The 16,358-nt window shown below is 73.8% G+C and carries 16 protein-coding genes and 1 riboswitch; of the genes, 6 read left to right on the forward strand and 10 right to left on the reverse strand.

What is annotated here, in order from left to right:
- Nucleotides 1–116: 116 nt before the first annotated feature.
- Together ABZ444_RS47300 and ABZ444_RS47305 are read right to left on the reverse strand one after the other, a co-directional pair.
- Nucleotides 117–884, reverse strand: coding sequence for a sigma 54 modulation/S30EA ribosomal C-terminal domain-containing protein (locus ABZ444_RS47300; RefSeq protein WP_358010908.1), 768 nt, complete (start codon nt 882–884; stop codon nt 117–119).
- Nucleotides 885–1,006: 122 nt separating this feature from the next.
- The gene (locus ABZ444_RS47305; protein WP_357977606.1) at nt 1,007–1,474 is read right to left on the reverse strand and encodes a MarR family transcriptional regulator; all 468 of its coding nucleotides are present in this window, start codon (nt 1,472–1,474) and stop codon (nt 1,007–1,009) included.
- A gap of 69 nt (nt 1,475–1,543) precedes the next feature.
- Between ABZ444_RS47305 and ABZ444_RS47310 the strand changes: the two genes are divergently transcribed.
- From ABZ444_RS47310 to ABZ444_RS47325, 4 genes are all read left to right on the forward strand, one after another.
- Nucleotides 1,544–2,323, forward strand: coding sequence for an SDR family NAD(P)-dependent oxidoreductase (locus ABZ444_RS47310; RefSeq protein ID WP_358010911.1), 780 nt, complete (start codon nt 1,544–1,546; stop codon nt 2,321–2,323).
- 52 nt (nt 2,324–2,375) lie between these two features.
- Nucleotides 2,376–3,221, forward strand: a complete 846-nt coding sequence (locus ABZ444_RS47315) for an SGNH/GDSL hydrolase family protein (protein ID WP_358010913.1) — start codon at nt 2,376–2,378, stop codon at nt 3,219–3,221.
- The gene (locus ABZ444_RS47320) at nt 3,218–3,859 is read left to right on the forward strand and encodes an SDR family oxidoreductase (RefSeq protein WP_358010915.1); all 642 of its coding nucleotides are present in this window, start codon (nt 3,218–3,220) and stop codon (nt 3,857–3,859) included. Before ABZ444_RS47315 ends, ABZ444_RS47320 begins: the two co-directional genes overlap by 4 nt.
- A 77-nt stretch (nt 3,860–3,936) precedes the next feature.
- Nucleotides 3,937–6,597 carry a LuxR C-terminal-related transcriptional regulator gene (locus ABZ444_RS47325; RefSeq protein ID WP_358010917.1) on the forward strand — a complete coding sequence of 887 codons (2,661 nt, stop codon included), beginning with the start codon at nt 3,937–3,939 and terminating at the stop codon, nt 6,595–6,597.
- A 43-nt stretch (nt 6,598–6,640) separates the two neighbouring features.
- Here the strand turns inward: ABZ444_RS47325 and ABZ444_RS47330 are convergent, their stop codons facing one another.
- The 5 genes from ABZ444_RS47330 to ABZ444_RS47350 form a co-directional block, all read right to left on the reverse strand.
- Nucleotides 6,641–7,327 carry a hypothetical protein gene (locus tag ABZ444_RS47330; RefSeq protein WP_358010919.1) on the reverse strand — a complete coding sequence of 229 codons (687 nt, stop codon included), beginning with the start codon at nt 7,325–7,327 and terminating at the stop codon, nt 6,641–6,643.
- A 26-nt stretch (nt 7,328–7,353) separates the two neighbouring features.
- Nucleotides 7,354–7,680, reverse strand: coding sequence for a hypothetical protein (locus ABZ444_RS47335; protein ID WP_358010921.1), 327 nt, complete (start codon nt 7,678–7,680; stop codon nt 7,354–7,356).
- A gap of 146 nt (nt 7,681–7,826) precedes the next feature.
- Nucleotides 7,827–8,543, reverse strand: a complete 717-nt coding sequence (locus tag ABZ444_RS47340) for an alpha/beta hydrolase (protein ID WP_358010923.1) — start codon at nt 8,541–8,543, stop codon at nt 7,827–7,829.
- Between the two features lie 133 nt (nt 8,544–8,676).
- A complete protein-coding gene (locus ABZ444_RS47345) occupies nt 8,677–9,183 on the reverse strand; it encodes a GNAT family N-acetyltransferase (protein ID WP_358010926.1) in 507 nt (168 codons plus the stop codon).
- 81 nt (nt 9,184–9,264) lie between these two features.
- Nucleotides 9,265–10,110 (reverse strand): acyl-CoA thioester hydrolase/BAAT C-terminal domain-containing protein, encoded by an 846-nt coding sequence (locus ABZ444_RS47350; protein ID WP_358010928.1) that lies wholly within the window; start codon nt 10,108–10,110, stop codon nt 9,265–9,267.
- A 105-nt stretch (nt 10,111–10,215) separates the two neighbouring features.
- On the opposite strand from ABZ444_RS47350, the gene ABZ444_RS47355 reads away from it, so the two are divergent.
- Nucleotides 10,216–10,512, forward strand: coding sequence for a DUF4287 domain-containing protein (locus ABZ444_RS47355; protein ID WP_358010930.1), 297 nt, complete (start codon nt 10,216–10,218; stop codon nt 10,510–10,512).
- 72 nt (nt 10,513–10,584) lie between these two features.
- On the opposite strand, the gene ABZ444_RS47360 is transcribed toward ABZ444_RS47355, so the two are convergent.
- Together ABZ444_RS47360 and ABZ444_RS47365 are read right to left on the reverse strand one after the other, a co-directional pair.
- Nucleotides 10,585–11,580: a ribonucleotide-diphosphate reductase subunit beta gene (locus ABZ444_RS47360; protein ID WP_358010932.1), complete on the reverse strand. Its 996-nt coding sequence runs from the start codon at nt 11,578–11,580 to the stop codon at nt 10,585–10,587.
- Nucleotides 11,581–11,597: 17 nt separating this feature from the next.
- The gene (locus ABZ444_RS47365; RefSeq protein WP_358010934.1) at nt 11,598–14,003 is read right to left on the reverse strand and encodes a ribonucleoside-diphosphate reductase subunit alpha; all 2,406 of its coding nucleotides are present in this window, start codon (nt 14,001–14,003) and stop codon (nt 11,598–11,600) included.
- A gap of 127 nt (nt 14,004–14,130) precedes the next feature.
- Nucleotides 14,131–14,336, reverse strand: a riboswitch (cobalamin riboswitch).
- A gap of 209 nt (nt 14,337–14,545) precedes the next feature.
- Between ABZ444_RS47365 and ABZ444_RS47370 the strand changes: the two genes are divergently transcribed.
- Nucleotides 14,546–15,502, forward strand: coding sequence for an alpha/beta hydrolase (locus tag ABZ444_RS47370; protein WP_358010936.1), 957 nt, complete (start codon nt 14,546–14,548; stop codon nt 15,500–15,502).
- 129 nt (nt 15,503–15,631) lie between these two features.
- Here ABZ444_RS47370 and ABZ444_RS47375 read toward each other — a convergent pair whose 3' ends face one another.
- Nucleotides 15,632–16,252 carry a helix-turn-helix domain-containing protein gene (locus ABZ444_RS47375; protein WP_358010938.1) on the reverse strand — a complete coding sequence of 207 codons (621 nt, stop codon included), beginning with the start codon at nt 16,250–16,252 and terminating at the stop codon, nt 15,632–15,634.
- Between the last annotated feature and the right edge of the window lie 106 nt (nt 16,253–16,358).

Genomic DNA, 16,358 nt, shown 5'->3' on the forward strand with positions numbered 1-16,358 from the left:
TGGGGGCGGGGCCCCACAAAACCCCGGCCGCCGCAACCCCCCCCGCCGGGCGCCCGTCCGGGGTCGGTTTTTGCGGGGGGGGGCCCCCCCCCCGGGCGGGGGGGCGGCGCCGGCCCTCAGCCTTCGTGCCGGTCCTCGTGCGCGGTGGTCACCAGGCCGTAGTCACCGTCGTCGCGGCGGTAGAGGAGGCAGCCCGCTCCGGTGCCGGAGTCGGCGAAGAACACGAACGGGAAACCGGTCAGCTCCAACCGGTCGAGGGCCTGCCCGGCGGTGAGGCGGGGGGCGGGCAGCGGGCTGACCGAGATCGCCGCGCAGGTCGGCGCCGGCAGGTCGGGACGGGGGTCGAGCTGGGCGAGGCGGTAGCCGTCGCCGGTGCGGTAGATCACGCTGTCCTGGCCGGTCGCGGTCTCGGTGAACAGCAGGAAGTCGTAGTCGAGGTCGTCCATGTCCACCGCCGCCTCGTCGGGCACGGCGCGGGCGGCCGTGCGGGTCCGGACGATCCGGCGTTCCCCGGCGGGCGGGGCGGGGTGAGGCGGCCGGGGGTGGCGGCCGCGCCGGTTCTCCCAGTCCCGGGTGCTCTCCAGCAGCCGCGCCCGCAGCCGGTCGCCGAGCAGGTGGATGGCCGCGCGGGTGGAGGCGGCGCCGGCCCGGGCCCTGATGAGCCGGCCCTGGACGTCCACCACGGCCTCGGCCGTCCGCTGCTCCCCCGCGACCTGCGGTGTGGCGGCGAGCTTGACCGTCGCGCCGAGCACCGGCTCGTGGGCGAGCCGGGTCAGGTCGGCCACGGTGTGGCGGGCACGCCGCACGTCGGCCGCGCGCACGCCGCCGCCGCGGATCCTGACCTGCACGTCGTCGGCGTCAAGGGCGATGGGCCTGTGCCTCATTCGTGAACACCTTCTTCGCATCCGGTGGTGATGATCCAAGCCTCTGGCCTGGGCGGATGCGGTTGCCAGAGCCGTAGGTCCCGCCGCGCGGGGACCTACGGCCCGCCGGGCGGCGGGCGGCCTCAGGAGCGGCGGTAGCCGGGATGCACGCCCGGCGTCAGGCCCTGGTCGGCGGCGACCAGCTCCAGCAGGGCGAACAGCTGGCCGCGCTGGTCGGGGCTGAGGCACGAGGTCAGGTCGGCCTCGTGCGCCATCGCGGTCCGCTTGATGTCCTCCATCACCTTCGCGCCCTGCTCGGTCAGGTGCAGCTCGTGGTTGCGGCGGTCGCCGGCCGAGCGGCGCCGCTCCACGAGGCCGGCCCGGTCGAGCGGGTCGAGCAGCGCGGTGACCCGGCTGGGCACGACGCCGAGGTCGGCGGCGAGCGACTGCTGGCTGCGGCCGGGCTGGAAGGCGATCATCCGCAGCAGCCCGACGTCGGACGGCGACAGGCCGAGCTCGGCGACCCGCGCGGCGAACCGGCCGGCGGCGTGCGCGCCGAGCTGCGCGAGCAGGAAGGCGACGCCCATCGGGCGGTTGCGGGACGCGGACACAGCGCATACTGTACTCCGCACAGAACCATTCACAAGAGTGAACCTTTCTCTAGAGAGAAGCAATATGCGATGACCACCGACCGGCCTGACTGGCCCAGACATCCAGGACTGGAGGGCAAGGTCGCCCTCGTCACCGGCGGTTCCCGCGGCATCGGCGCGGCCACCTGCCACGCGCTGGCCGCCAACGGCGTCCAGGTCGCGGTCACCGGCCGCGACACCGAGGCGGTGGACCGCGTCGTCGCCTCGATCACCGGCGAAGGCGGCCGGGCGCTGGCCGCGCCCGGCGACGTGACCGACGCCGGCGTCCTGGCCCGCATCCGCGCCGAGGTGGAGGCCGCGCTCGGGCCGGTGGAGATCCTGGCCCCGTTCGCCGGCGGGCAGGGCGCGCCCGCGCCGACCGCGGGGCTCGACCCCGGCCGCTGGCGCGCCGTGCTGGAGTCCGACCTGACCTCGGTGTTCCTCACCGTCCACGAGTTCCTGCCCGGCATGCTCGCGCGGCGCGCCGGGTCGATCATCCTGATGGCGTCCACCGCGGGCCGGCAGCCCGGAGGCGCCAACGCCGCCTACGCCGCCGCCAAGGCGGGCGTGGTCATGTTCGCCCGGCACCTGGCCGCCGAGGTGGGCGGCGACGGCGTGCGGGTCAACTGCCTGGCGCCCTCGGCCGTGCTCAACGACAAGCTCGCCGCCCTGCCCGCCGAGCGGCTCGCCCAGCTCGCCGCGGCGTTCCCGCTCGGGCGCGTCGGCCGTCCCGCCGACGTCGCCCAGGCCGTCCTCTACCTCGCCTCGCCCGCCGCCTCCTGGGTGACCGGGGCGACCCTCGACCTCACCGGCGGACGGGTCTCCGGATGAACGCCGCGCTCCGCCCGTCCCTCGCACCCACCATCCCCACGGAGGCCATGTCATGACCGACCCGATGACCGACCCGATGACCGTGCGGCTCGTGCGGTCCCAGCGGCCCGGATCCCTGCCGTACCTGATCGGCGCGGACGAGGCCCGCGTCGCCGCCCTGTTCGGCCTCGACGCCGGCGCCTACCGCGCGCTGCTGGACGACTTCGACCGCCAGACCCGGCAGGCCGCCGAGACGCTGCTGGCCCGTCCCGGCCTCGCCGACGCCGTCGACCGGCTGCCCCTGCACCACGAGGACGCCCGCAACGCCCGCGACGCCTTCCACGTCGTCGCCGTCGGGGAGAGCACCACCGCCGACCGCCTGTCCTGGTTCGAGATCCTGCGCCAGTTGGTCGCGCTGCGCCGTCCCGGCGACGCCGTCCGCTTCACCAACCTGGCGATCTCCGGCAGCACCACCACGCAGGCGCTCACCCAGCTCCCCGCCCTCGGCTTCCAGCGGCCCGACCTGGTGCTGTGCATGATCGGCGCCAACGACGCCCAGCACCTGGCCCCCGACGCGCCGACCCTGGTCAGCGCCGCCGAGACCGAGCGCAACCTGGCCATGCTGCACGACCTGGCCCAGCAGCGGGGGCCCGCCCGCTGGGTCTGGCTCACCCCCAGCCCCTTCGACGAGCCGCGTGCCGCCGCCTACCCGCACTTCCGGCGCGCCGGCATCACCTGGGCCAACAAGGACGTCGACGCCACCGCCGACCACCTGCTGGGCCGTCCCGAGCCGACCGTGGACACCAGGCTCGCCGTCCGCGAGGACCACCACTTCGTCGACGACGGCGTGCACCTGAGCATCGAGGGCCAGAGCGAGATCGCCGAGGCCGTCGTACGGGCCCTGGCCGGTGCGGCATGAAGCTGATGGTCCTCGGCGCGACCGGCGGAACCGGACGCCAGGTGGTCGAGCAGGCGGTCGCCGCCGGGCACGACGTCACCGTGCTGGCCCGCGACCCCGCCCGCGTCCCGGCGGGCGAGCAGGTGAGCGTGATCGGCGGCGACGTGCTGACCCCCGGCCCCTGGCGGGACGCCGTCGCCGGGCACGAGGCCGTGCTGTCGTGCCTGGGCAGCACCGACCGCGGCCACCCCACCACCGTCTACTCCCAGGGCACTGCGAATGTCGTCGCAGCCATGCGCGACAGCGGGGTGCGCCGCCTGCTGTGCCTGTCGTCGGCGGGCCTGGACATCCCGCCGGGCACGCCGCTGGGCCGCCGCCTGGTCACCCGCTTCGTGATCCAGCGCCTCTACCGGCACGGCTACGCCGACATGAGACGCATGGAGGCCGCCGTCACCGCCGCCCACGACATCGACTGGACGATCGTGCGCCCGCCGATGCTCACCGACGGCCCGCTGACCGGCCGCTACCGCACCGCCGAGAACGCGCCCCTGGCCAAGGCGGGCTCGATCTCCCGCGCCGACCTGGCCCACTACCTGCTCGACCACGTCACCGACGAGCACAACCGCCACGCCGTCGTGGAGATCGCCGGCGGCTCCTGACCCGGCCGTCCGCGCGATCAAGGGCGGCTCCTGACCCGGCATGCGAACGCCGGCGAAGGACACACTCCGGCTGACTCGTGCCCGTCCTGCGTGTCAGACTGCGGCAGACGACGCAGCGGGAGGCGGGCATGTGGCCGTTCGTGGGCAGGCAGTCCGATCTGGGCCGCGTCACGGCCGCCCTGCGCGATCCCGCGGCCGGCGCGCTGGCGATCACCGGCCCGCCGGGCGTCGGCAAGAGCCGGCTGGTGTACGAGGCGCTCGCCACGCTCGACCCGTCCCGGTTCGTCGTGCATTCCGTGCCGGCCACCTCGGGCAACTCCGACGTGCCGCTCGGCCCGCTCGGCGTGCTCGTGCCCGACGGCGTCGTGGGCGTGGCCAGCCGCGGCGTGCTGGTGCGGGCCATGGTGTCGGCGCTGACGGCCGGGTCGCGGCGCGCGGTGGTCGTCGTGGACGACGCCCACCTGCTCGACGACGAGTCGGCGGCCGTGCTGCGCCACCTGGCGCGCACGCGGGCCGCGTTCGTGCTGGTGGTGCTGCGCGCCGGCGAGCCGTTCTCCGAGTGGCTGGCCGCGCTGTGGACCGAGGGGCTGGCCGAGCGGATCGAGCCGGCCGCGCTGTCGCCGCCGGAGGTCGGCCAGGTGCTGCATGAGGTGCTCGGCGGCCAGGCGGCCGAGCTCACCGTACGCCGCCTGCACGAGCTGACCGCCGGCAACCCGCTCCTGCTGCGTGAGGTCGTGCTGGCCGGCATGCAGGCCGGGACGCTGGCCGAGACCAAGGGCGTGTGGCGGTGGGAGGGCCCCTGGCTGGTCGCCCCCCGGCTGACCGAGCTGGTGGCCAGGCGGCTCGGCGCGCTCGCCGACCAGGAACGGTGGGCGCTCGAACTGCTCGCCCTGGCCGAGCCGGTCTCCGTCGGCGTGGTGACCCGGGCCGTCCCCGAAGACCTGCTCACCCGCCTGGAGGCGCGCGGCCTGCTGTGGATCGAGCGCGACGGCCGCCGCTCCCTGCTCCGCCTGGCCCACCCCCTGTACGGCGAGGCGCTCCGCGACGGCTGCCCGGAACTGCGCACCCGCAGGGCCAAACGCGTGCTGGCCGAGGCCATCGCCGCCACGGGAGCCCGCCGCCGTTCCGACGCGCTGCGCATCGTCCGCTGGAGCCTCGACGCCGGCGTCCAGCCGCCCCCCGGCATGCTGCTGACCGCCACCCGGCGCGCCTGGACGCTGCTCGACCTGCCGCTGGCCGAACAGCTCGCCCGTGCCGCCACCGAGTCGGCCCTGCGCGACGGCGACGTCGAGCAGGGCGTCGGCGCGGCGCAGGTCCTGTGGCGGGTGCTCATCTCGGGCGAGCGCACCGGCGAGCTCATGGCCATGCTCGACGTCATGGACGCCGTCGCCACCGCCGGCCACCACCACGACAAGATCGCGTTCGGCCGGGCCGAGACGCTGTTCTGGGGGCTCGGCGACCCCGCCGCCCACCGGGCGCTCCCCGCCCGCGGCGCGGCCCTGACCCCGGAGCACACCGAGGAGCTGGCGGCCCTGAGCTCGGTGTTCGCGGCGTTCACCGGCGACCTGCGCCCGGCGCTGTCCGAGCTGCCGCCGCTGTTCCGGGCGGGGATGCGCAACAAGGAGGCCGAGGTCAAGGCCCGCCTGGCGCACGAGCTGGCCGGCGCCTACGGCGGCCGCACGCCGGCGACGCCGCACGACGCGCGCGATCCCGTGCTGGCCGAGGCGGTGGAGAACATGCCGTGGCTGCCGCCGACCACCGCGCTGGTCCAGGTGCAGGGCGCGCTCCTGGCCTGCCGTACGGACCTGGCCGCGCGGCTGGCCGAGCGTGAGCACGAGGCCGCCCTCGCCCACGGCTGGGAGTACGCGCTCATGGTGGCGGCGATCGCGATGGCCCAGGTCGCCCGCTTCACCGGCGACGTGGCGGAGGCCCGGCGCAGGCTGCGCGAGGCCGTCGTCCTCCATCGGCCCGACACCGTCACCGGCCGCCTGCTCCACCGTCTGCTCTACGGCGAGGTGGCCCACGCCGAGGCGCTGGCCGGCGAGGCCGACGCCGCGCGGGACGCGCTGCGCACCGCCGACCGCCTGGAGTGGCCGCCCGCGACGATGTTCGGGCTGTGGGCCGACCTGGCCCGGCCGTGGGTGGCCGCCGCCCGGGGCGACACCCGCGCCGCGGCCGGCCTGGCCCGCGCGACCGCCGTCCGGGCGGAGGCCATGGGCGCCGCGGCGGTGCACACCCTCGCTCTGACCGACGCCGTACGACTCGGCGCGGACGTGCCGACGCCTGCCCCACCCCCCGCCACCACGGACGGCGGCGAGTCCGCCTACCTGCGATACGCCGCGGCGATCACCGTCGGCGACCCCGCCGCGCTGGAGGCGGCGGCCGGCGACCTCGCCCGCCTCGGCCTGCATCCCCTGGCCGCCGAGGGGTACGGCCGCGCCGCGCGCCGTCACCACGAGCACGGCCGCGCCCACACCGCCCGGCGCTGCTGGGGCCTGTCGGCCGAGCACCTGCGCCGCTGCCCCGGCCTGGCCCTGGCCGAACGGCTGCCCTCGGCCGCCGAGCTGACCGCCCGCGAGCGCGAGGTGGCGACGCTGGCGCTGACCGGCCTGACCCACCGGCAGATCGCCGAACGGCTGGGCATCTCCAAACGCACCGTCGACAACCACGTCGCCCGCGCCTACGCCAAGCTCGGCGTCACCAGCCGCGGCGAACTGCGCGACGTCCTGCGCCCCTGACGGTCGCGGCCGGACCGCCCGCCCCGGTCGTCAGGCCCGGTCGTCAGGCCCGGTCGGCGGTGCGGGCGGGTGGCGCGGTCGTCTCGCGGGTCCACGACGACGGCGCGGCGCCCTGCAACGGCGTGAAGTACCACAGGAAGGAGAGCGTGGGTGCGACGACGCCGGCGATCAGGTCGGCCCCCGACCCGCCGCTCCCGCCGAACCCGGCGCCGCTGACGCGGGCGTGCAGGTCGATCCACGCCCGGTAGTCGTGGCGGGCGGCGCAGGCGAAGTCGCCGCTGACCGCCGCCGACCCGCCCGGCGCCGGGTTGCTGAACAGCAGCTTGTTCTCCCCCACGTTGAACCCCGAGTCCCGGGCGATGACGAACTCCGGCCCGGTGACGACGGTGCCCGCCGTGAGGTCCTCCAGGCTGATGGCGAGGGTCACCGACAGCTCGGAGGAGTTCCACGACCTCTCGACGTGGAAGCGGGAGTCGGGGTCCAGCCGGAACGTCGCCCCGACCTGGGCCACCGAGGGTCCGTCGATGCGCCCGTTCTCGTTGCGCGGGACGCCGATCGATGCGCCGAGCGAGGTGATCTGGTCCGCGGTGGAAGGCGCGCCGCGGTTGGTCGCCATCCGCAGCGCCAGATGGCCGGTGGCCAGGTCGTGCACGGCGGGGGCAACGGTGGGAGCGCCCAGGACCGCGCCACCGGCCTCCCACGTCCAGCCGACCCTTGCGAAAAACGTCATGGTCCGTCCTCCTTTGTCGGCTGTGGTCAGCGGGGTGGTCCGGCCGGGATCCGCAGAGCCGTCTGGCCGGCCAGGCTCTGCCTGGTCAGCTCGGCGCTGCGCTGGAGGCTGTCGCCGTTGGCGCGGAGCTGCTCGGTGCGCAACCGCCAGTCCCGGTCCCGCGCCTCGGAGCCGGCGGCCCCCTGGCCCTGTCCCGGCGCTGCCCGCCCTTCTCCGCCCGGCGTCGCCGCCGCGGCCTGCCCGGACGGCAGGACCATCGCCGCCGTCGTGACCACCGCGGCCGCCCCGGTCAGCCGCAGCAGCCCTCTCCTGCCGACGGACGGCTCCCGGCCGCCGTTCTGCTCGTCGTGCATCGCCCACCTCCATGCCGTGGTCTTCCTGCACCACGATGGTGGCCGCGCCGCGGGCCCCCTGTCGTGAGCACGCACGTGCTCAGCCGCGCGCCCCCGTACTCACCGGCGGCGGGCCGGCCGGGACGACCTCCCGGCCGGCGGCGGCCTCAGCCCAGCCGGTCGGCGAGGAAACGCAGGGCGCTGTCGATCTCGAAGTCCGGCACGTCCGCGTGCTTGCCGGGGTTGGCGTGCAGGGTCTTCTCGGCCGAGGCCAGGGCGTCGAACAGGGCCAGGGCCTCGGCCCGCGGCACCCGTTCGTCGTCCCACTGCAGCAGGAACCGCACCGGGACGGTGATCCCGGCGGCGGCCCGGGCCGAGGCGAGCGAGGTGCCGATCAGCCCCAGCACCGCCGCGCCGATCCGCGGCTCGGCGGCCACCAGCGGGATCCCCAGGGCGCAGCCCAGCGACACGCCCCAGTAGCCGACCGGCCCCTGGTCGCCGAGCGCGTCCAGGACCGACCGCCACTCCGGCACGGTCTGGGCGGCCAGCAGCGTGTGCAGCTCGGCCAGCAGCGGGGTGGGGTCGCCCGCGCCGGCCATGCGCTCCCGCATCGCGGCGATGATCCGCTCGTGTTCGGCGCTTCCGGGCCGGTCGCCGTGGGCCGGCGCGTCGATGGCCGCCGCCGCGAAGCCGCGTTCGGCGGCCAGCCGGTGTGCGCGTCCCACGACGCCCGGGGCCTGCTTGTGCTGCCCGCCGCCGTGCCCGATCAGGACCAGGCCGCGGGGCTCGGCGTCCTGCGGGGTCCACAGGACGCCGGGGATCTCGCCGAGGGTGAAGGATCGTTCGATGACGCCGTCGGCCGACGTCCGGGAGAGGAAACGCATGCGCGTCTTGAGCCTTTCGGGATGCCTTGTGCGGGCGCTCCCTAGGCGATGCGCGTGAGGGAGCCCCGACCTGTCACAACGTTGATCGGTCTCACCTCCTCAGGTCGATGCGTCGCAAAAACGTACCACACCATCAGATCTCGGCTGCGGTGAAGGAGATCCACACGTCCGGCGGGACGTCCGGGCGGTTCGGGACGGGCCGGCGCTCCTCCGTCCACGCGTCACCGGCGAACTCCGTGGCGACACGCCGCCAGAACGCCACGCCCGCCGTGTTGGCGTCCTGGAAGGCGATCCGCCACGGCCCGGGATGCCGGGAGATCACCTCCCGGACGACCCGCAGCCCGATCCCGGACCGGCGTGCCCCGCGTACGACGAAGAAGCTGTTCAGCACCCGGACCGGGCCGGAGGCGGCGCGCACGAACGCGAACCCCACCGGCCGGTCGCCGCTGGTGAACAGGTAGGCCCTCCAGTCGTCGCCCTCAAGGGCGGCACGCAGGCGGTCGCCGTGGTAGGTGCCGTCGGGGTCGGGCAGCCCGCCCTGGTAGTCCGCCATGTCGTGGCGGAACATGAGCCAGAGGCGTTCGACGGTGGGATGGTCCGCGGCCTCGACGGGCCGCACGCTTGCCTGAGAAATGGTCATACAAGCACTCTCGGCCGGATGCAACATCCGGCCGGAAGGTACAAACTAGCAGAAGACGATCACCACATGTGACCCGCGGCGTCAGCCGTGCAGCAGGTCGAGGATGTGCGGCCAGGCGTCGGCTCCCAGCCTGGCGTCGGCGACCGGGTCGCCCCCGTAGCGGAAGTCCGGCGATTCGGGGGCGGGCCCCTCCCCCGGCAGGCGCGGACGATGACCGGCCTCGGCCCGGCTGACCACCCGGACCGTGCGGCCGGCGGCACGACGGCGGGCGGCCAGCCGCCCGGCGAACGGCACGGACGGCCACATGGCGTCATCCCCGCCCGCCACCAGCAGCACGTCGGCCGCCGCGGCCTCGATGGGGATCTCCGCGGCCGGCAACAGGCCGGCGAACGTGCGCTGGCTGAGCTCGTACAGTTCGCGCAGGGCCAGCGGGCCGTGCTCGGGCTCGGCCTCGGCCCAGTCGTCGTCGTACGGGACGAACGGCAGCGGCCGCCCCCTCCACGTCCAGGACGACCGGTAGGGACGTTTCTCCCCGTCCGGCCCCGGCCCGACGTTGCCCCACACGACCGAGGTCGGCGACAGCGCCACCACCCCGCCGACCCGCCGATCCCGGACGGCGGTCAGCAGCGCGGCCTCGGCCCCCTTCGACATGCCCAGCACGCAGACCCGCCGGACGCCGGTGGACTCCAGCAGGTCGACGGCCGACACGAAGGTCTCCAGCGGGATCTCGCAGATGCCGGGCGGCTGCCCGGGACCGCCGAACCAGCGGATCGACAGCGCGGTCACCCCCTCCGCGGCCAGCAGGCGGGCCCTGTCCCGTTCGATCCGCCCGCTCGACCCCGCCAGCACGAGCACCCCCGTACGCACGGCCGGGCCCGGTGTGACCAGGACGCCTTCCCACGGGCAGGTCAGTTCGCGCTCGTCCATCACCGTCACCCCTCGGCACTCGGCGGAACGGCATTCTACTGAGACGGTGCGCCCATCGAAATGGTGCATCATGGCGGCAACACCCCATGACGAGCGGAGCACACCATGTCCTTCCAGGCCTACCTGGACAACATCGAAGGCAAGACCGGGCTGACCCCCCGTCAGTTCATCGCCCTGGCCGAGGAACGCGGCTTCGACGCCCCGTCCACCAAGGCCGGGACGATCATCGACTGGCTCAAGCAGGACTACGACCTCGGACGCGGCCACGCCATGGCCCTCGTCCACGTGATCAAGAAGGGTGCGCAGATCGACGCCAAGCACGTCGGCACCACCGGTTCCCACCGCGACGAGTCCGACGTGCTCTGGCTGGACGGCAAGGACAACCGCCCCGAGCCCGCCTGACCGGGCCGGCGAACCCGGTGCCCGGCGGGGTCGAACCCCGCCGGGGGTCTTCACGTCGTGGATCCGTACGGGTCAGAAGTCGGCGTCGAAGCTGACCGAGCCGGTCACCCCCACCTGGTACGCCGACACCCGCCGCTCGAAGAAGTTCGACAACTCCTGCACGTCCTGCAGCTCCATGAACGCGAACGGGTTCTTCGCCCCGTACAGCGGCTCGATGCCGAGCTGGGCCAGCCGCCGGTCGGCCACGTGCTCCAGGTACGAGCGCATGTCCGTGGTCGACATGCCCGGCACGCCCTGCCCGAGCAGGTCCTCGGCGAACTGCGCCTCGCAGTCGACCGCCTCGGCCAGCATCTCCCTGACCTGGCGGGCCATCTCCTCGTCGAAGAGGTCCGGCTCCTCCTGCCGGACGACGTCCACCACGTCGAAGGCGAAGGCCATGTGCATGGACTCGTCGCGGAAGACCCAGTTGGTGCCCGAGGCCAGCCCGTTCAGCAGGCCGCGCGAGCGCAGGAAGTAGACGTAGGCGAACGCGCCGTAGAAGAACAGGCCCTCGATGCAGGCGGCGAAGCAGATCAGGTTGAGCAGGAACGCCCGCCGGTCGTCGCGGGTCTCCAGCCGCTGGAGGCTGCCGATGGAGTCGATCCAGCGGAAGCAGAACTCGGCCTTGCGCCGGATGGAGGGGATGTTCTCCACCGCCGCGAACGCCGCGAACCGCTCCTCCTCGTCCGGCACGTACGTGTCCAGCAGGTTCAGGTAGAACTGGACGTGCACCGCCTCCTCGAACAGCTGCCTGCTCAGATACAGGCGCGCCTCGGGCGCGTTGACGTGCTGGTAGAGGTTGAGCACCAGGTTGTTGGCCACGATCGTGTCGCCGGTGGCGAAGAAGGCGACCAGGCGGCTGACCAGGTGGCGCTCGGCCGCCGACAGCCTGGACAGGTCCTTCAGGTCGGAGTGCAGGTCCACCTCCTCGACCGTCCAGGTGTTCTTGATCGCGTCGCGGTAGCGGTCGAAGAACAGGGGGTAGCGCATGGGCCGCAGGGTCAGGCTCATGCCCGGGTCGAGCAACATCGGATTCTCCTCGGGGGTCACTGGCAGGCTTCGCACGACTCGGGGTTCTCCAGGGAGCAGACCAGGGCTTCCTCGGACTTGTTCACGAGGGGCACGGTGGCCTGCTGGATGCGGGTGGCCGGTCGCGAGCGCAGGTAGTAGGTGGTCTTCAGGCCGGACTTCCAGGCGTACAGGTACATCGAGGAGAGCTTGTCGATCGTCGGCGCGCTCATGAACAGGTTGAGCGACTGGCTCTGGTCGATGAACGGCGAGCGCGCGGCGGCCATGTCGATCAGGGCGCGCTGCGGCAGCTCCCAGGCGGTGCGGAACAGCCGGCGCACGTCCTCGGGCAGCTCGGCGATGCCCTGCACCGAGCCCTCGGCCTGCTTGATGGCCGCCCGGACGCGCTCGTCCCACAGGCCGCGCGACTTCAGCTCGGCCACCAGCGCGTTGTTGATCTGCAGGAACTCCCCGCTCAGGGTCTCGCGCTTGAACAGGTTGGACACCTGCGGCTCGATGCACTCGTAGCAGCCGACGATCGAGGCGATGGTGGCGGTCGGCGCGATCGCGATCAGCAGCGAGTTGCGCAGGCCGTGGGCGGCGATGCGCTCGCGGACCGCGTCCCAGCGCTCGGCCTGCGTGCCGCTCTCGCCCCACAGGTCGTGCTGGAGCCGGCCGCGCGCCGCCCACGTCTGGTCGTAGGCGGGGTGGGCGCCGAAGCGCTCGGCCAGGCCAGCGGAGGTCTCCAGCGCCGACAGGTAGATCTCCTCGGCGATCCGGGTGGACAGCTCCTTGGCCTCGGCCGAGTCGAACGGCAGGCGCAGGGCGAAGAAGACGTCCTGCAGGCCCATCACGCCGAGGCCGACCGGGCGCCAGCGCGGGTTGCTGGCCGCGGCCTGCTCGCTCGGGTAGTAGTTGATGTCGATCACCCGGTCGAGGAAGGTGACCGCGGTGCGGACGGTGGCGCGCAGCCGCTCCCAGTCGATGCCGCGGTCGGGCCCGGCGCCCGTCAGATGGGCGGCGAGGTTGACCGAGCCCAGGTTGCAGACCGCGGTCTCGGCGTCGCTGGACACCTCGACGATCTCGGTGCACAGGTTGGACAGGTGCACCACGTTGCCGGGCTCGGCCGCCTGGTTGCACAGGCGGTTGGCGGCGTCCTTGAAGGTCATCCAGCCGTTGCCGGTCTGGGCGAGGGTGCGCATCATCTTGGCGTACAGGTCGCGGGCCTTGACCTGCCGGACGTACCGGCCGTCGCGCTCGGCGGCGCGGTAGGCCTCCTCGAACGCCTCGCCCCACAGGTCGGGCAGCTCAGGGACCTCGTCGGGGTCGAACAGCGACCAGATGCCGTCGGCCTCGACGCGGCGCATGAACTCGTCGGGGATCCAGTTGGCCAGGTTGAGGTTGTGGGTGCGGCGGGCGTCCTCGCCGGTGTTGTCGCGCAGCTCCAGGAACTCCTCGACGTCCGGGTGCCAGGGCTCCAGGTAGACGCAGGCGGCGCCCTTGCGCCGGCCGCCCTGGTTGACGGCGGCCACCGACGCGTCGAGCGTGCGCAGCCACGGGACGATGCCGTTGGAGTGCCCGTTCGTGCCGCGGATCAGCGCGCCCCGGGAGCGCACCCGCGACCAGGAGATGCCGATCCCGCCGGCGAACTTCGACAGCTGTGCCACCTGGGCGTAACGGTCGTAGATGGAGCCGATCTCGTCACGGGGCGAGTCGACCAGGTAGCAGGAGGACATCTGGGTGTGCCGGGTGCCGGAGTTGAACAGCGTCGGCGAGCTGGGCAGATAGGCCAGCGACGACATGAGCCGGTAGAAGCCGACGGCCTCGGCGGGCGTCTCGGCCAGCCCGCAGGCCACGCGCAGCAGCCAGTACTGCGGCGTCTCCACCACCAGCCGGGTGGACGGGTGGCGCAGCAGGTAGCGGTCATAGACCGTGCGCAGCCCGAAGTACTCGAACCGCAGGTCGGCGGTGAGGTCGATGGCGTCGTCGAGCTTGCGGGCGTTGGCGTTGACGAACTCGGCGGTCTCGTCGCCGACGAGCCCCTCGGCGTGGCCCAGCCGGATCGCCTGGCTGAAGGAGGCCACGCCCTGCCCGCGGACCTCCTTGTCGATGTAGCCCGACAGCAGCCGCGCGGCCAGGCGCGAGTACTGCGGCTCCTCGCCGATCATCTCGGCGGCCGTCTGGATGGACAGCCGGTCCAGCTCGGCGGTGGTGGCCCCGTCGTAGAGGCCGCTGATCGTCTTGGTGGCCACCCGCATCGGGTCGATGTCCGTCAGATCGGTCGCCCAGTGCTCCACCGCACGTACGATCTTGTTGACGTCCACCGGCTCCGCGGTGCCGTTGCGCTTGCGCACCTGCATCTGGACGCGCCGCGGCGCGGACCTGTCGGCGTCCGCCCGCGCCGTCCCGGCCAGGTCCGTCATCGGGTCCCCTGTGACCGTCACTGCGCTCTCCCCTCGTGAACTCGGTCAGTTGCCGAGAACGCGCGCAGGAGGCGGACGGCGAGGCGCCACAGCCCTCTCGCCAGTCCGTCCACCGTCCCGCGCGGCCTCGGAGCAGCCGCGCACGCATGATCGCGCGCGGCGCGCCGGCAGGTCTTCGGACTCATGGGCATGCTGTCGCTGCCTACTGGCCGTCGCTTCCCAGGCCTTCGGCCCAGTGCGTCTGACGGCGGTCGTTCCCACTCACCGCTGCGGGGCAGTCCCGGATTTCCACCGGGTTCCCTCTTGCCTCGGCCGCCCTGGCGGGGCGACCGAACCGGCTGCGGGAGACACCATATATAGGGCGGATCAAAAAGTCACACCCAACATGTCGTGTTGCGAAGAACCCAGGCTGCGATCCGCCCGCCTGCCGCAAGGCCGGCCAGGCCGTCCTGTCCGCGGACCGCGAGGCGGATGGATGTGATCGACGTCACAGGCCGGCGATGCCACGTTTTCGCTACTTTAGGTATCGAAACTTCAAGTAGCGAAACTCTGAGGAGACGTCCATGAGCGAGACCTCCACCGGCCTGCGTCCGGTCGTGCCGGACTGGGACACCGTCACCGCCGCCGAACTGGCCGCCTACGCCGAGGCGGAGAACCGGCTGCGCGCCTCCGTCGAGGCACAGGCGATCACCGGCCGGCCGGACCCCGGCGTCACCATCGACTGGCGGACGGTGGCACTGCCCGGCCGCGACATCCCCGTCCGGGTCCACCGGCCGCGAGCAGCGGCCGAGCCGGGCGGCGGGGACGTGCTGCCGCTCGTGCTCCACGTGCACGGAGGCGGCTTCGTCGGCACGGCGCCGCAGAGCGACTGGGTCAACAGCCACCTCGCCGCTCACCTGCCCGCCGTCGTCGTCTCGGTGGACCACCGCCTCCTCGACCAGCGCACGCCGCTGGCCGCCGCCGCCGACGACGGCTGGGACGTGCTCCGGCACGTGCTGGAGAACGCCGCGCAGTGGGGCGTCGACCCGGCGCGGACCGTCCTGTTCGGCGAGAGCTGCGGCGGCCTGATCTGCGCCCTGGCGGCGATCAGGGCCCGCGACGCCGGCCTGCCCTTGAAGGCCCAGGTGCTGGTCAACCCCGCCGTGGAGGTGGCCGGGACGATGTTCGACCACCCCTCGATGACCCAGTACGCCGACACCCCGACGCTCAGCGTGCCGGTGTTGCGGCTGTTCCACCGGCTCGCCGTGCCCGAGGGAACGGACGCCCGCGCGCTCTCCCCGCTGCATGCCGACGACCTGGGCGGGCTGGCCCCGGCGTTCGTGGCGGTGCCGACCCACGACCCGATCGCCGACCACGGCCGCCGCTACGCCGAGGCGCTGCAGGCCGCCGGCACCCCCGCCCGCCTGGCCGAGTACCCGGGGGCCGGGCACGCCTTCCTCAGCATGCCGGTCCTGGCCCCCCAGGCCGAGGACGCGCGGGCGGACATCCGCCGCTTCCTGCACGACGCCCTCACCGCGTAACCCCGCGACCGGAGCGGGCAGGCGGGACGGGCCGGCCCCTCGACGTCGAGGAGATCGTCGGGATGGCCTTCAGGAACGTCGACCCGTACGACAAGGCGGCGGCCTGGGGGTGGGCCGCCGCCGGCGCGGTCAGCGCCCGGCCTCCCGGTCGACGATGCCGTGCGCCAGCCGGGCCAGGGCGGCGGTGATCTGCTCGGGGGTGAGCCCGCGCCTGCGCTGCTCGGCGTAGACCTCGGGGCCCAGCGGGGCGAGCAGGATGTCGGCCAGCGCCTCGGTCTCCGGGACGCCCGCCTGCGCCAGCAGCACCCGCACGTGCGCCCGCCAGAACCCGTAGGCGCCGGTGGCGTACCGCAGCGCGCCCTGCTCGGCGCCCAGGACGAGCGAGATGTGCTCGTCCAGCAGGTCGACCATCGCGGCGTAGAAGGCGGCGAGCCGGTCGGCGGGGGGCGCGCCGGGGCCGAGTGGCGGGTCGCCGCGCAGCAGGCGTTCCTGCAGCACGCGCTCGTGCTCGTCGAGCAGGGCCTGCGCGATCGAGACGGTGTCGGGATAACGGCGGTAGAGCGTGCCCCGCCCGACGCCCGCGGCCTTGGCGATGTCGTCCATCGTCACGCCGCGCGGGTCGCGGGTGGCGAACAGCTCGGCCGCCGCGGCGAGCACCTTGGCGCGGTTGCGGGCGGCGTCGGCGCGCTCGCGCGGGCGGCCCGCCTCCGCCACGGGACGTCCGGTCAGCAACTCGGTACGGGACTCCATGGCGGCGACTCTAACCCACCACGACATAAGTGGACAACGTGCCCGCTTAGTTGCTACGGTCACCTCGACCGCAAACCGGACGTGATGTCCACTTATTTCGAGGAGC

The sequence above is a fragment of the Nonomuraea sp. NPDC005730 genome, from assembly GCF_040630865.1.
Classification (GTDB): Bacteria; Actinomycetota; Actinomycetes; order Streptosporangiales; family Streptosporangiaceae; genus Nonomuraea.

What these genes read in the sequence shown, in the direction of transcription:
- ABZ444_RS47370 (WP_358010936.1), top strand. Translation starts at nt 14,546, where the DNA reads ATGAGCGAGACCTCCACCGGCCTGCGTCCGGTCGTGCCGGACTGGGAC.
- ABZ444_RS47360 (WP_358010932.1), bottom strand. Translation starts at nt 11,580, where the DNA reads ATGTTGCTCGACCCGGGCATGAGCCTGACCCTGCGGCCCATGCGCTAC.
- ABZ444_RS47345 (WP_358010926.1), bottom strand. Translation starts at nt 9,183, where the DNA reads ATGACCATTTCTCAGGCAAGCGTGCGGCCCGTCGAGGCCGCGGACCAT.
- ABZ444_RS47340 (WP_358010923.1), bottom strand. Translation starts at nt 8,543, where the DNA reads ATGCGTTTCCTCTCCCGGACGTCGGCCGACGGCGTCATCGAACGATCC.
- ABZ444_RS47375 (WP_358010938.1), bottom strand. Translation starts at nt 16,252, where the DNA reads ATGGAGTCCCGTACCGAGTTGCTGACCGGACGTCCCGTGGCGGAGGCG.
- ABZ444_RS47355 (WP_358010930.1), top strand. Translation starts at nt 10,216, where the DNA reads ATGTCCTTCCAGGCCTACCTGGACAACATCGAAGGCAAGACCGGGCTG.
- ABZ444_RS47300 (WP_358010908.1), bottom strand. Translation starts at nt 884, where the DNA reads ATGAGGCACAGGCCCATCGCCCTTGACGCCGACGACGTGCAGGTCAGG.
- ABZ444_RS47315 (WP_358010913.1), top strand. Translation starts at nt 2,376, where the DNA reads ATGACCGACCCGATGACCGACCCGATGACCGTGCGGCTCGTGCGGTCC.
- ABZ444_RS47330 (WP_358010919.1), bottom strand. Translation starts at nt 7,327, where the DNA reads ATGACGTTTTTCGCAAGGGTCGGCTGGACGTGGGAGGCCGGTGGCGCG.
- ABZ444_RS47350 (WP_358010928.1), bottom strand. Translation starts at nt 10,110, where the DNA reads ATGGACGAGCGCGAACTGACCTGCCCGTGGGAAGGCGTCCTGGTCACA.
- ABZ444_RS47320 (WP_358010915.1), top strand. Translation starts at nt 3,218, where the DNA reads ATGAAGCTGATGGTCCTCGGCGCGACCGGCGGAACCGGACGCCAGGTG.
- ABZ444_RS47310 (WP_358010911.1), top strand. Translation starts at nt 1,544, where the DNA reads ATGACCACCGACCGGCCTGACTGGCCCAGACATCCAGGACTGGAGGGC.
- ABZ444_RS47335 (WP_358010921.1), bottom strand. Translation starts at nt 7,680, where the DNA reads ATGCACGACGAGCAGAACGGCGGCCGGGAGCCGTCCGTCGGCAGGAGA.